The 12,764-nt window shown below is 54.2% G+C and carries 17 protein-coding genes and 1 tRNA gene; all 18 read left to right on the top strand.

The window, feature by feature from the left end:
• The first annotated feature begins 87 nt into the window (after positions 1 to 87).
• Complete coding sequence (locus ACPLPM_RS14205) at positions 88 to 462, top strand: hypothetical protein (RefSeq protein WP_424357431.1); 375 nt, start codon at positions 88 to 90, stop codon at positions 460 to 462.
• 307 nt (positions 463 to 769) lie between these two features.
• The gene (locus ACPLPM_RS14200) at positions 770 to 1,555 is read left to right on the top strand and encodes a hypothetical protein (RefSeq protein WP_424357430.1); all 786 of its coding nucleotides are present in this window, start codon (positions 770 to 772) and stop codon (positions 1,553 to 1,555) included.
• Positions 1,556 to 1,857: 302 nt separating this feature from the next.
• Positions 1,858 to 2,046 (top strand): hypothetical protein, encoded by a 189-nt coding sequence (locus ACPLPM_RS14195; RefSeq protein WP_424357429.1) that lies wholly within the window; start codon positions 1,858 to 1,860, stop codon positions 2,044 to 2,046.
• 337 nt (positions 2,047 to 2,383) lie between these two features.
• Positions 2,384 to 2,845 (top strand): hypothetical protein, encoded by a 462-nt coding sequence (locus tag ACPLPM_RS14190; protein ID WP_424357428.1) that lies wholly within the window; start codon positions 2,384 to 2,386, stop codon positions 2,843 to 2,845.
• A 418-nt stretch (positions 2,846 to 3,263) separates the two neighbouring features.
• Complete coding sequence (locus ACPLPM_RS14185) at positions 3,264 to 4,043, top strand: hypothetical protein (protein ID WP_424357427.1); 780 nt, start codon at positions 3,264 to 3,266, stop codon at positions 4,041 to 4,043.
• 308 nt (positions 4,044 to 4,351) lie between these two features.
• On the top strand, positions 4,352 to 5,011 hold the full coding sequence (locus ACPLPM_RS14180) for a hypothetical protein (RefSeq protein ID WP_424357426.1): 660 nt from the start codon (positions 4,352 to 4,354) through the stop codon (positions 5,009 to 5,011).
• Positions 5,012 to 5,032: 21 nt separating this feature from the next.
• A complete protein-coding gene (locus ACPLPM_RS14175; protein ID WP_424357425.1) occupies positions 5,033 to 5,839 on the top strand; it encodes a mechanosensitive ion channel family protein in 807 nt (268 codons plus the stop codon).
• Between the two features lie 375 nt (positions 5,840 to 6,214).
• On the top strand, positions 6,215 to 6,577 hold the full coding sequence (locus tag ACPLPM_RS14170) for a 50S ribosomal protein L18e (protein WP_424357424.1): 363 nt from the start codon (positions 6,215 to 6,217) through the stop codon (positions 6,575 to 6,577).
• 13 nt (positions 6,578 to 6,590) lie between these two features.
• The gene (locus ACPLPM_RS14165; RefSeq protein ID WP_424357423.1) at positions 6,591 to 7,010 is read left to right on the top strand and encodes a 50S ribosomal protein L13; all 420 of its coding nucleotides are present in this window, start codon (positions 6,591 to 6,593) and stop codon (positions 7,008 to 7,010) included.
• A gap of 10 nt (positions 7,011 to 7,020) precedes the next feature.
• Complete coding sequence (locus ACPLPM_RS14160) at positions 7,021 to 7,431, top strand: 30S ribosomal protein S9 (protein WP_424357422.1); 411 nt, start codon at positions 7,021 to 7,023, stop codon at positions 7,429 to 7,431.
• A 95-nt stretch (positions 7,432 to 7,526) separates the two neighbouring features.
• Positions 7,527 to 7,742 (top strand): DNA-directed RNA polymerase subunit N, encoded by a 216-nt coding sequence (locus tag ACPLPM_RS14155; RefSeq protein ID WP_424357421.1) that lies wholly within the window; start codon positions 7,527 to 7,529, stop codon positions 7,740 to 7,742.
• Between the two features lie 13 nt (positions 7,743 to 7,755).
• Positions 7,756 to 7,833: transfer RNA gene (locus ACPLPM_RS14150), tRNA-Pro, on the top strand.
• 225 nt (positions 7,834 to 8,058) lie between these two features.
• On the top strand, positions 8,059 to 8,268 hold the full coding sequence (locus tag ACPLPM_RS14145) for a DNA-directed RNA polymerase subunit K (protein ID WP_424359989.1): 210 nt from the start codon (positions 8,059 to 8,061) through the stop codon (positions 8,266 to 8,268).
• Between the two features lie 65 nt (positions 8,269 to 8,333).
• Positions 8,334 to 9,548 carry a phosphopyruvate hydratase gene (eno, locus tag ACPLPM_RS14140; RefSeq protein WP_424357420.1) on the top strand — a complete coding sequence of 405 codons (1,215 nt, stop codon included), beginning with the start codon at positions 8,334 to 8,336 and terminating at the stop codon, positions 9,546 to 9,548.
• Positions 9,549 to 9,655: 107 nt separating this feature from the next.
• Positions 9,656 to 10,279 carry a 30S ribosomal protein S2 gene (gene rpsB / locus ACPLPM_RS14135; RefSeq protein WP_424357419.1) on the top strand — a complete coding sequence of 208 codons (624 nt, stop codon included), beginning with the start codon at positions 9,656 to 9,658 and terminating at the stop codon, positions 10,277 to 10,279.
• Positions 10,280 to 10,302: 23 nt separating this feature from the next.
• A complete protein-coding gene (locus tag ACPLPM_RS14130) occupies positions 10,303 to 11,091 on the top strand; it encodes an MEMO1 family protein (protein WP_424357418.1) in 789 nt (262 codons plus the stop codon).
• A gap of 7 nt (positions 11,092 to 11,098) precedes the next feature.
• Complete coding sequence (locus tag ACPLPM_RS14125) at positions 11,099 to 11,998, top strand: mevalonate kinase (RefSeq protein ID WP_424357417.1); 900 nt, start codon at positions 11,099 to 11,101, stop codon at positions 11,996 to 11,998.
• Positions 11,995 to 12,762: an isopentenyl phosphate kinase gene (locus ACPLPM_RS14120; protein ID WP_424357416.1), complete on the top strand. Its 768-nt coding sequence runs from the start codon at positions 11,995 to 11,997 to the stop codon at positions 12,760 to 12,762. The genes ACPLPM_RS14125 and ACPLPM_RS14120 overlap by 4 nt, the downstream gene beginning before the upstream one ends.
• The last annotated feature ends 2 nt before the right edge of the window (positions 12,763 to 12,764 follow it).

Below are 12,764 nucleotides of genomic sequence, written 5' to 3'. Positions count from 1 at the left end.
TAAAGTCTGATTATTCGTTTTTATACATAATAATATATTAATTCAAGCCAATATAACATAGAAACAATCATTGAGGAGGGTAGTATAATGGTTAGAAAACTCTTTACCGTAGTTTTGCTGGCGCTGGCCGCCATTCTCATATCCATTCCGGCGGGCGCGTCTCTTGTCCCGATGTCATGGGGCTTCCCGACGCTGGTCCAGGACCACACTCTGACCGCTTTTGAAAACAACCTCGCCGAATCCTCGGCAAGTGAGTCAGCAGCAGTTGCATTCCCGACATCTGCGGGCTCGTTCTGTGGCACCAGTGCCTTCGGGTCAGCATTCCCGACTATCACGCAGTCCGCAGCCAAGGATGACTTCCTGATGAGCAACAAGTTCATGCAGGAAAAGCAGTCCATGGCATTCGCTTATCCATGGCTAAGCATCGGCGGCTCTCCTGTGCCATCCATGGGCTTCCTGTAAACCGGGCGTGCTGTCGTCTGGCCGCGGCCGGCGGGCATACGCCGGCATGTGCCGCCAACAGGTGCCACCAGCAGGCGTCCGACCGGGGTCATCCGACCGGGGTCGCCACCTCTTCTTTTACTTATTTTAGACTTCTGCCAGGGGCAATGTGTCGTCCCTGTCACTCTTTACCCCGCATGACATCTCTGGATATTTTGTCCCAAGGCTGTTATAATAGATTTGAAAGCGGTTCGATTTCGTTATAATACATAATAATATATTTATTATCGTTTCCTTTACTTTATCAATGTCAAGTAGGGGGGATTGTATGAGTTCGATAAAGAAATTTGCCGTATTATCGATGCTGGTCGTTGTCCTCTTCGCGTTCAACGTCCCGGCATCTGCTCAGATCGGTATCGGATCCGCTACCGCTGCGACAACCGCAGCATCGTCGCTGACCTCAGCCTTTTCCAGCACCGCTACAGCGGCTGGCTTCGGGGCGTTCGGCGGCTTCGGATTCCCGTTCAACTGGGGCTTCTCCCGGTTTGGAATAGGTGGGTTCCCATTCAACTGGGGACTTGGCGCTGGCTTAGGTACCTTCGGTCTGGGCTGGAACCAGTTTAGCCCGTGCTTCGGAACAGGCTCGTTCTTTAGCCCGTGCTTCCTCGGAACCGGCTGCTTCCAGGGTCTGCCCTTTATCCTGGGCTCTCCGGGTGGCTGTGTCGGGCCTGGCTTTGGTGTGACTCCGTGGATGTTCGGCCTTGGCGGGTGCACTAAGAGCGCTCCGTTGTTCTTCGGTGCTCACGGCTTCGGGTTCCCGTTCACGCTCGGCGGCATCGCTGCTTCGCTGATTCCGCCCGTGTGTGCACCGCCTATACCCGCGGCGCTTCCCGCATGCCTGCCTGCAGCAACCGCTGTATGTCAGGGTCTGCCCTTTATCCTGGGCTCTGCGGGTGGCTGTGTCGGGCCTGGCTTTGGTGTGACTCCGTGGATGTTCGGCCTTGGCGGGTGCACTAACAGCGCTCCGTTGTTCTTCGGTGCTCACGGCTTCGGGTTCCCGTTCACGCTCGGCGGTATCGCCACTTCGCTGATTCCGGCCCCGACCCTGTGCTGAACAGGAGTATTCAGGGGGTCACTAATGTCCCGGCCCTCGGGTCGGGGATCAAGTGATCCCTCGAAGACTTTTTTTAACCCGATTGCTGCACTGGCGTAAAAACTTTTATCTGATAGCACCCGGGAAAAATCGTCTAAAACAGGCATCAATAGGGTATTATGCTTCTTTTTCTCTCAAAATGGCCTCGAATCTCGTATTTTATAGAATCATACTGGTATAGACCTGATTTTCGATAATTTCCTACACTAACTTATTTATCATCATTTACGAAGATTCATTTTGCAGGGGGGAATGAAGTGGAAATGAAAAAGCTAGCCATATTCGTTCTTCTCGTGTTAGCCGCACTGGCTCTCACCCTGCCCGCTGCCGCCTGGTGGGGTGGCTGGGGCTGGGGTGGCTGGGGCTGGGGTGGCTGGGGTCTCGGCACCTGGTGGCCCTCCTGGGGCATCAGCAGCTGGGCCTGGCCTTCCTGGGGTGGCTGGTGGTGGTAAACTAACCACATAGCTCCTCAAACCCATGCTACACGAGAAGAATGAGCGACAGTGGTCGAACAGAGAGAATCTTGGTTGGTAAGCGCTTAACGGCGCTTACTTCCAATTTCTTTTTAAAAGTTTTTGATTCTCGGCTGAGGGTGGCGTCAGCCCGGGGATCATTAGCAGTACCTCATTTTCACTTCTTCGAGCCTGTGCCCTCTGAGTGTCTTGCATCGCCTGCCCGCCTTTAAGGTGCGATTATATGTCCATCTTTAGCGGAAATATCCGCTCAAGGGTCTACAAATATATTTATTACGATTAGATAAATTCGTACATATTATTGAGGAGGGTAGTTATGGATAAGACGGGCGTATTGATCCTGTTGCTGATAGTATCTCTTGTCGCTTCTGCCGTTCCGGCCGGGGCGTTCATCGGCACAGGGATCAGCATGAACAAGCAGATAGGCGATACAATTAATTTTAACCTCGGTAAGCGAGTTGGCGCTGCCGGCACTGCCTTGGGTATTGCTGACATGGATCTCGGAGTTACCTGGGGCGTCAATTATGATCTTGCCTCTATGGCGGGCTATCCCTACGGTTACGGTGGCGTCGGTGCTGTCACTGCGGGTGATGTGGGGTATACTCTCGGCCTCAGTATGGACGAGACTCACGGGGCAGCTTTCGACGGCGCAGCGTTCGGCGTACCGCTGGCAGAGCAGAGCTTGACCAGTACTCGGTTCAACAACATAATAGCAAATAATAACCACTTCGAGAATACGCAGGTGGCGCTTCCGTTTAGTGGATTCCCGGTGCTGTAAAGTCATCGGGTGTATTTTGTTTTTTTGCGGCTGCAGTAATGCTGACTGCAGGATATCTGGCTACGAGCAGTGCCTGCCACCGACGGTGTTTTACTCTGGTATCCTGTCGTAGCAGGTGTTCTATTCTACCGCCTGAACCGGGTCCAACCTTCATGTTCTGTACCGCCCGGGACATAGAATAGACATTCTCTAATATACCTGCCGCGTATATGACCCCTGTATGGTAAAACAAGCCCATTTTTGGTCTTATTGTAACACATTGCTTATTATTGTCTTTTATTTTAACAATTAGCTCTAAATTTTACCCAGAATGCGATAAAATACTTCAGAACGGTTACAATTCGTATTTTTAAATAATAATATATTTATTTTGTATAGTTAGACATAACATTGCAGTTTCGGAGGTGTAGTTATGAATATGGCAAGTAAAATTACAGTAGCAGCAATCGTAGCTCTGGCTGCGTTGCTGATTACGACACCCGCTTTCGCTCTGATTGGGGCAGGCGGCGCATATGGTCTTGGAGCTGGAATCGGATCACCTTTAGGTCTGGGAGGAGCATGCGGACCTTGCGGTGCACCAGTAGCCTACGGACCCCCGCAGGATTGTGTTGCACAGATCTACTGCAACATCCCGGTCACGTCTCAGATACCTGTGACGGTTCCGGCGACTGTACCGCAGCAGGTACCCATTACGGTCCCTGTCACGAGCTTCGCGCCTGTGACGGTCCCGAAGGCAGTCGTGGTCCCGCAGACCATCCCGGTCCCGGTAGTTACTCCGGCAGTAACCTCGACCACAGTTCCGTGCACTGTGCCTGTCCCGACGACAGTACCAGTGACCTCTTGTATCCCGCAGGTGACCACCGTTCCGCTCGGCAGTGCCTGTGGAGCAGCAATTCCCGCAGTAAACCCCTGTGCGAGCCCCTGCGCCCCTAACATTGGCGCAATTCCCGGCGCCATCGGCTCCGGTCTCGGCGCTGGCATCGGCAGCGCAGGCCTCGGCTATGGCCTCGGTGCCAGCGGCCTCGGTGGCTACGGTCTCGGGTCTAGCCTTGGCACAAGCCAGTTCGGCCTCGGCTCCGGCCTTGGAATGAGCCAGCTCGGCATGGGCATGAACCGCCCCCTGGCCACCAGCATGCCGGCATCCACCATGAGCATGCCCGCATCCACGACGGCAGCAGCCCCGGCAGCAACCACTTAAGCCTGCAGAGAATAAACGCATAGGTTGGGAATCAGTCAACAGATGATTGGCGAACTGGGGGAAGCCCCAGTTCGTTTCAGTCTTCACTTCGGGGTTTATGTACCCTCCTTTTTGAAACAGGCTTTTTCACGTCACGCGAGACTACTGGTACTTTCTTCTACGCCTGTGTCTCATTCGATCAATAAAAAACCGTAAAATGAGCTATTTTTAATTTGTATGGTCATTTATGCCTTTTTTACTAATTCTGACGCTTGTTATCGTTACTTCAACTGGCAATTTATTTATCCGACGGAGCATACCTTCTCTTGATGTTGGAAGGGTGTTGCATGCTCAGGTATACGTCATTCGTTGTCTGCGTTCTGCTGTTGTTTGTGTCTGCCATTCCGCAGGCCTCAGCGAGCAGCTACGCAAACGTGAATATGTACGGGTATCCGATGACGATGGGTATCGGCGGTACTGGTGCTGCGGGTATCCCTGGAGAAAGCTACACTTATACTAACGACGGGCTGGATGTTTCCGACGTCATGTCCCGGTACGGTATCTTGTCCAGCTCGATCTCGTCCGGCGCTAACCCTACTTCAGTAAACGGCTACGTGAGCCCGTACTACAACGGGATTTCTCTGGGCGTGAACTTCGGGTATCCTACCGCGAGCCACGACGCGTCTACCGCCGCGTTTGCCAAAGACATGGCCTACGAAGCCGATCTGGATAACGCGTTCATCGCGTTTCCGGGGGTAGGCGTGGGTTCGGCAGGCCTCAGCTCCCCGACCGTTTCCAGCAACAAGGCGAGCGTGAAGTACGCGGAAAGCATCAAGTTCCAGCTCACCACCGAGAGCGATACCATGGACCTGGGTGGCTTCTATTCCCCGCTGGGCCTCGGACTCGGCTACAGCAGCGTAGGTGTTCTCGGCAGCACAAGCATGGCGAACGGCGGGCTCGGAATGCCGTACTACTTCGGGACGGTTTAGCCGGCTTAACGGAGGCAGGCGATGTTCCAGTCGACCAACACCGCTGATGCGATAACCGACGCGACCCTCAACCTCGTCTCGTTCCTGTACGGGAACTGGAACAAAATACTACTATCCATCGCTATACTTGTAATAGCGTTGCTCGTCATTAAATTTTTAAAGATCGCCTTAGCCCAGATCAGTAAAGACTATAAGCTGCCCCCAAAGCTACTTCGGACTCTCAATACCGTGGTCACCTACGGGACGCTTATCCTGGCTATCGTCAATATCCTTGCCGTTTTCAATATTCAGCTCTACTCTCTTATCGTGAGCCTGGGGCTGATCAGCGCCGTGATCGTCCTTGGCTCGCAGCTGGTGATCTCTAACCTGCTGGGCGGCACCATCGTGTACATTGAGAAACCTTTTGAAGTAGGGGACGTGATTAAGGTGGGCGAAAACACCGGCGTGGTCGAAGGCATCAGTTTCAGGTCGACCACTATGCGGGGGCTAAATGGCCTGGTGATCACGATACCCAACTCCACGTACCTGACCATTTCCATCACAAATTTTACGAGAACCCGGCAGTACCTCGTCAAACTGCCTTTTACCGCTCCGCGGGACGTTAGTATGTCCGGGCTGGTCGACGCCCTTCGATCGAAAGCATCTGCCGTTCCGGGCCTGGTGGAGGATATGGAAGGCTCTCTCTATAAGCTTGGCATAAACAAGGATAACGTGGACTACGAACTTCACTTCTGGATCTCAGACCCTCGCGCTTCTGAGGAGGCCAGATCCCGTGTCGTAGATATCATCGGGCAGTTCCTGCCGCAAAAGGATAAAGCTGGTACTTGAGCGGAAGATCCCCTTGCCCGGTAAAACTTTCGTGCGTTAATAAGAAATACTCTGCTTGTGTACTATCACTGGAACGTATTTACATATGGCGTGAGCTTGTGATAATAATACTACAGGGCAGGTTATTTTGTCCGAGGGATGCATACCTCTCGAGGTGCGCACACATGTCTTTATATATCAAAGGGCACGCACATGTTTTAAACACCGAAAACTTCATATGCTCGTATGGCATTAAGAGATTCGCATCGTTACCACGATGCCTCATACCGTAGGATAGGCACTGACCTATCTGGCGAATGGACGACTCGTCCGAACACGGTAATCGTGTGAGTCGGGCTGACGGTTAAACCGGCAGACCTTACGGAGGAACTAATAATGAAGAGCATCAAGAAATCTAACCCGAGAGTGTTACAGCTCATCACCGACCTCAAGGCGAAGTCCCGGGAGCAGAACGTAGGTATCTGGAGGGACATTGCAGAGAGGATGGAGAAGCCGGCAAGACACTATGCGGAGATCAACCTGAGCAAGATCAACAGGTACAGCAAGGAGAACGAGACTATCATTGTCCCCGGCAAGGTCCTGGGCACTGGTAACCTGGATCACCCCGTGACTGTTGCTGCTCTGAACTTCAGCCTCACCGCCGAAATCCTCATCGACGACGCGAAGGGCAAGTGCATGACCATCGAGCAGCTCATGAAGACCAACCCCACGGGCAAGGGAGTCCGCATACTCAAGTAAGGAGGCAAAAGACATGGTTTTAATCAACGCAGATGGACTCATCGTCGGCAGGCTTGCCAGTCTGGTTGCCAGGAAGCTTCTCGAGGGCGACGAGATCATTATCATCAACGCCGAAAAGGCGATCTTATCCGGTTCCCGGGTCAACAGCTTAGCAGAGTACCGGCAGACCCTCGTGCGCGGCACGACCGAAAAGGGCCCGTACTTCCCCAAGCGCCCGGACCAGATCCTCAGGAGGACTGTCAGGGGCATGCTGCCTTACAAGATGCAGCGTGGCAAGGACGCAATGGCAAGGCTTCAGGTCTTCATCGGCACTCCGACGGAGTTCGCCGGCCAGCCGTCCGAGACTCTGGAACAGGCCAGCTACAACCGCCTGAGCTCGTTCAAGTACGTAAAGCTCGGCGAGATATCCAAGCTGCTGGGAGCAAAGTTCTGAAGGTGATCACATGGCCGAGAAGAAAGTTTTAACCACAAGCGGCAAGCGCAAGACCGCAATCGCCCGCGCCACTGTCCGGAAGGGCACCGGTGTCATCAGGATCAACAAGGTCCGCTTAGATGCACTGGAGAACGAGCTCGTCCGGCTCAAGATCTCCGAGCCTCTGATCATCGCTGGCTCCGAGATCGCAAAGGCACTTGACATAAACGTCGAGATCCGTGGCGGAGGCTTCATGGGCCAGGCAGAGGCTGCTCGTTGCGCAATCGCAAGGGGCATCGTAAACTGGACCAACGACGTCGCGCTTCGCGACGCATTCATCGCGCACGACAGGAACCTGCTTGTCAACGATGTCAGGCAGAAGCTGCCGAAGAACTACGGCGGATCTGGCGCAAGAGCCAAGTTCCAGAAGTCGTACCGTTAAGCTCTTGGGGGGAAACCCCGAGAGATATATTGGGAGAAATCCCAATTAACCTATTGGGGGACATCCCCCCCAATATAACTGGAGACAATCATCAAATGATACCCGTCAGATGTTTCACCTGTGGCAAGGCAATCTCCGATGTGTGGGAAGAATATAAAGCCCGCGTCGAAGAGCGAAAAAAGAACCTGCAACAGGGCGAAGTACTGAAGGTCGGCGACATCCTCGACGATCTGGGCGTAGAGCGGTATTGCTGCAGACGCATGCTGCTTTCGCACGTTGAACTCGTCGATGTGCTGGCACCGTACCAGTAAATAAAGATGCGTTGGGATCGTGGGGTAGCCTGGTCCATCCTTTCGCGTTCGGGACGCGGAAACCTGAGTTCAAATCTCAGCGATCCCACCAACCATCTTTATTCGCAACGCATTTAGCGTTGTGTCTGTAACCACTCGGGGGGATTCCCGGGGCAAATCCAGGGCAGATTTAATCATCGTATGTCTAATGTTTATTGTTCACATACACAGAATCACGTTTTTAGTGTACACTGTGTTTTAGTGCAAACTCGTTTCACAGTACACTATCTTATCACCAGGGGGTGTCTTTTTGGAAGTTAAATCAACCAGCAAAGAAATTAGGGACCGTTATACTCGCTACGAGCGTGCCAGGATCATAGGCGCAAGGGCGCTGCAAATATCCATGGGTGCGCCAGTCCTCGCCAAGAATCCGAAGACCGTAGAGCCTATCGAAGTTGCTATCCTCGAGCTAGAGCAGAGTCTGGTGCCAATCACCGTCCGCAAGATCAATAAGTCGGCAAGGCGTGAGGTCGCTACGTCGTCCTGATATCTTTTTCTTATCCGTGCACGTATAATATTCCGGGAATATTATTTTAATGGGAGGTATGAAGTTTGATCATTGACGAAATCCTGGCAAGGAAAATTTTCGACAGCAGGGGCAACCCTACCATCGAAGTCGAAGTATACACTGACGATGGCAACTATGGTGTGGCAGCAGCGCCAGCAGGTGCTTCAACGGGCTCTTACGAGGCCGTGGCCATATCTGTGGAAGACGCTCTCGCGAAGCTCGAGGCCGAAGTCATCGACCAGCTGATCGGCGAATATGCAGCCGACCAGGAAGACATTGACAATCTGCTCCACGAAATCGACGGTACGGATAACTTCAGCAACATCGGCGGCAACCTGTCTGTCGCGCTCTCCATGGCTACTGCCAAGGCCGCCGCAGCCGCGTTCCACATGCCGCTATACCGCTACCTCGGAGGAGCGTTCCCCTCGATGCCGTACCCGCTGGGTAACGTGCTCGGCGGAGGCGCGCACGCTAAGGGAGCGACGGATATTCAGGAGTTTCTCGTCACGCCGATCGGGGCACCTACTATCGAGCAGGCAGTCTACGCCAACACGCTTGTCCACAAGCGGGTCAAGAAGCTGCTTACCGACTCGGGCATCATCTGCCACAAGGGCGATGAAGGCGGCTGGGCTCCCCAGATTAAGGACTCCAAAGCCTTTGAGATCGTCAGCAAGGCGGTCGACGAAGTCTCGGGCGAACTCGGCTTCGAGATTAGGTTCGGCCTGGACGTAGCCGCAACAGAACTCTGGGACGGCAATCACTACGTCTACAAAGATACAAAGCGTACGACCGAGGAGCAGATCGAATACCTTGCAAGCCTTATAGACGAGTATAACCTGTACTACGTCGAAGATGGTCTGCAGGAGAACGACTTCGAGGGCTTCGCAAGGCTTACTGAACTGGTAGGCGACAGATGCCTGATCTGCGGAGACGATCTGTTTGTAACCAACGTTTCGCGTATCGAGCAGGGAATCGAAAATCTAGCCGCCAACGCTATCCTGATCAAGCCAAACCAGATCGGCACTGTGACGGATACGTACGAAGCCATCAAGCTGGGCAAAACTTATGGCTATGCGACGATTATGTCCCACAGGAGCGGCGAAACCACCGACAACACCATCGCTCACCTGGCAGTCGCCTTCGGCTGCGAGATGATCAAGACCGGTGTGGTAGGCGGAGAGCGGATTGCCAAGCTGAACGAGCTGATCCGGATCGGAGAAGAAATAGGCAGCGACAGAATGACGGAGAGCCCTCTGTGAGGGCTTTAGTGGAAAGCCACGGGCGTTCCATTAGAAAGTCCCCAACGGGACTTTCCATTTTACAATCATAAACATTGATAGTTTACTAATAAAGGAGTTGTCAAAAAATGGCAGAAACAGAAAATGTCAGAGAGATTAGAGATGAGAATTACCAGTCATTGATACCGATGGATGAGTACCTTGCTGCAGGCGTGCACATCGGTACGCAGCAAAAGACTGAGGACATGAAGAAGTTCATTTACAGGGTCAGGAGCGACGGCCTGTACGTTCTGGATGTCCAGAGCACCGACGAGCGCATCCGCGCCGCAGCCAGGTTCCTGTCCAGGTACGAGCCGGCCAACGTCTTAGTCGTATGCGCCAGGCAGTACGGCCAGCACCCCGCTGAGATGTTCGCTAAGGCCATCGGCGCAAAGCACATCGTAGGCAGGTTCATCCCCGGCACGCTGACCAACCCCGTCTACATGTTCTTCGCAGAACCGGACGTTGTCGTAGTTACCGACCCGATCGGCGACGCACAGGCAGTCAACGAGGCCATCAACATCGGTGTGCCCGTAGTTGCAATGTGCGACACCAACAACATGACCTCGAACATCGACTTAGTCATCCCGACCAACAACAAGGGCCGCAAGGCACTGGCGCTGGTCTACTGGCTGCTCGCCCGCGAAGTCACCAACGAGAGGAAAGAGCAGGGCTTCAGCTACACCGTCAACGATTTCGAGTCGGAGATTTAAACCCGGAGATCGCATAGATCATTATGAGAAGGCCGGCTGTTGCGGGACAGTTCTACCCCGGCTCCGAAAAAGAGGTGCGCAGCCTCATCGCGAGGCTCGCCCCGGCGGAGCAGCGGGAAAAGATCAAAGCCTGCGGCATCGTCGTGCCTCATGCCGGCTATATCTACTCGGGCGGCGTCGCAGCCGACGTATACGCGTCCATCCGGGGCGCCCCTACTTTTGTGCTGCTGGGCCCAAGCCACTATGGTGTCGGGTCCCCAGTCGCCGTTTCCACCCAGCCGTGGGAAACACCCCTCGGCCCAGTAGATATAGATGAGGATTTTGTCAAATTGCTGGACGGTATCATAGACCGGGACGAAGTTGCACACCAGAGCGAACATTCGATCGAAGTGCAAGTACCTTTCCTGCAGTACTTCTTTAAGGATTTCAAAATAGTTCCGATATGCCTGGGCATGCAGGACTATGATTCAGTTAAGGAAGTTGCTACCGAGCTGATCTCAGCGCTTGGCAAATACGACCGGCAGGTAGTCATCGTGGCATCCAGCGACTTTACCCATTACGAGCACGTAAGCGTGGCAAAGCAAAAGGACACGACCTTGATCAAAGACATCGAAAAACTGGATGTCCCTGCCTTCTATGATGATCTGTACCGCTTAAACGCAACTGCCTGCGGCTACGGGCCCATCGCGACCGCGATGATGGTCTGCGGTGCCCGGGGTGCCAGTAAGGCTCGCCTGGTCAAATATGCGACCAGCGGCGACGTTACCGGCGACAGCCAGGTAGTCGGATACGCGGGAATGACAATAGTATAAGGGTGTTATGGTCAAGTATTCTGCCCCCGGAAAGGTCTTTTTGTTCGGAGAGCATGCGGTCGTCTACGGCAAGCGGGCGATAGCGTGTGCCATCGACCTCAGGACAACGGTCGAGATCACATCCTCCCGCCAGGGAGTCCGCATCCAGTCTGCTTTTAAGGACGAGCCCGACAAAAATCAGTACATCAAAGTGGCTTTGAAAAAGTTCCAGAGGTTTGCCTCTGTCGACGGAATCAACATCAGCGTCTCGTCGAAGATTCCGGTCGCATCAGGCCTCGGCTCTTCAGCCGCTGTCACTATCGCCACGATCGCCGCACTGAACGACGAATTTCAGACTAACCTGAGCCTCGAAGAGATCGCCGCTATGGGCCACCAGACTGAGCTGGAGGTTCAGGGCGCAGCCAGCCCGACCGACACTTTCGTGTCGACGATGGGTGGAACGGTCATCGTGCCCGATAAAAAGAAGCTGCCTCCCATAACCTGCGGCGTTGTCGTGGGCTATACTGGTATCTCCAAGTCCACGTCCCGAATGGTCTCGAGAGTGAGGACACTTAAGGAGCGCTACCCGGAGATCATCGACGGTATCATGGACTGTATCGGCAACATGTCAACCCGGGGCGAAGAGCTGGTCGCCAAAAACGACTACAAGTCTATCGGGGAGCTCATGAACGTAAATCAGGGCCTGCTGGACGCCATCGGCGTCAGTATCCCCGAGCTCTCTGTCCAGGTGAACGCGGCACGGTCGTGTGGCGCCTACGGCGCCAAGATCACCGGGGCCGGAGGGGGAGGCTGCATGGTAGCGCTCTGCGAGCCGGACAAGTGCAGGGAGATCGCCACAGCGATCGGCAAGTCCTGCGGAGACAGCTTCATCACTAAGCCCACGGCGGAAGGGGTGCGGAGAGAATGAGCGTCATCGTGCTCAAGATCGGCGGCAGCGTTCTCACGGACAAGGGCCGGAGCTCCACCGCCCGGCCGGAGCACATCTCCCGCATCGCCGCTGAGATTAGTCAGGGCCTGAGCTCGAAGCTCGTGCTCATCCACGGCGCAGGCTCGTTCGGCCACCACCAGGCGAAAGAGTTCGGCCTCAAGGCTGGCCTCAACGAGACGAGCATCAAAGGTATCTGGCCAACTCACCTCGCAGTCAAGACGCTGAATGGCATGATCATCGATCAGCTATACCAGAACGGTGTATATGCCGTGCCCATTCACCCGCTCTCGATCTGCGTGCTCAAGGACGGCCGCCTCGACTCCGTCTGCATGGACGTGATCGACGAGCTGCTTTCCCGGGGCATTGTTCCGGTGCTGCACGGGGACGTCGCAGCCGACCGGACAAGAGGTATAGATATACTCTCGGGCGACCAGATCATAGCCGCCCTGGCGAAGGCGCTCAATGCCAAAAAAGTGGGCATCGGCACCAACGTCGACGGGGTATATGCAAAGGACTTTAAGATCATAGAAGAAATATCACCCTCGAACATCGGCATTGTGAAAGATGCTCTGTCGGGCTCCGGAGGCGTCGACGTCACCGGGGGCATGTACGGCAAGATCACAGAGCTGATGGATCTGGCTGCATCGGGCATCCCGTCGCTTGTCTTCAACGCGGAGACGCCCGGCAACGTGTCCGGATTTTTGAGAGGGACGTGCAAAGGCACGCTGATTCACGGAGACTAAAA

The organism is Methanocella sp. MCL-LM (genome assembly GCF_049676595.1).
Taxonomy (GTDB): domain Archaea; phylum Halobacteriota; class Methanocellia; order Methanocellales; family Methanocellaceae; genus Methanocella_A.
This window is presented reverse-complemented; position numbering and strand designations above follow the sequence as displayed.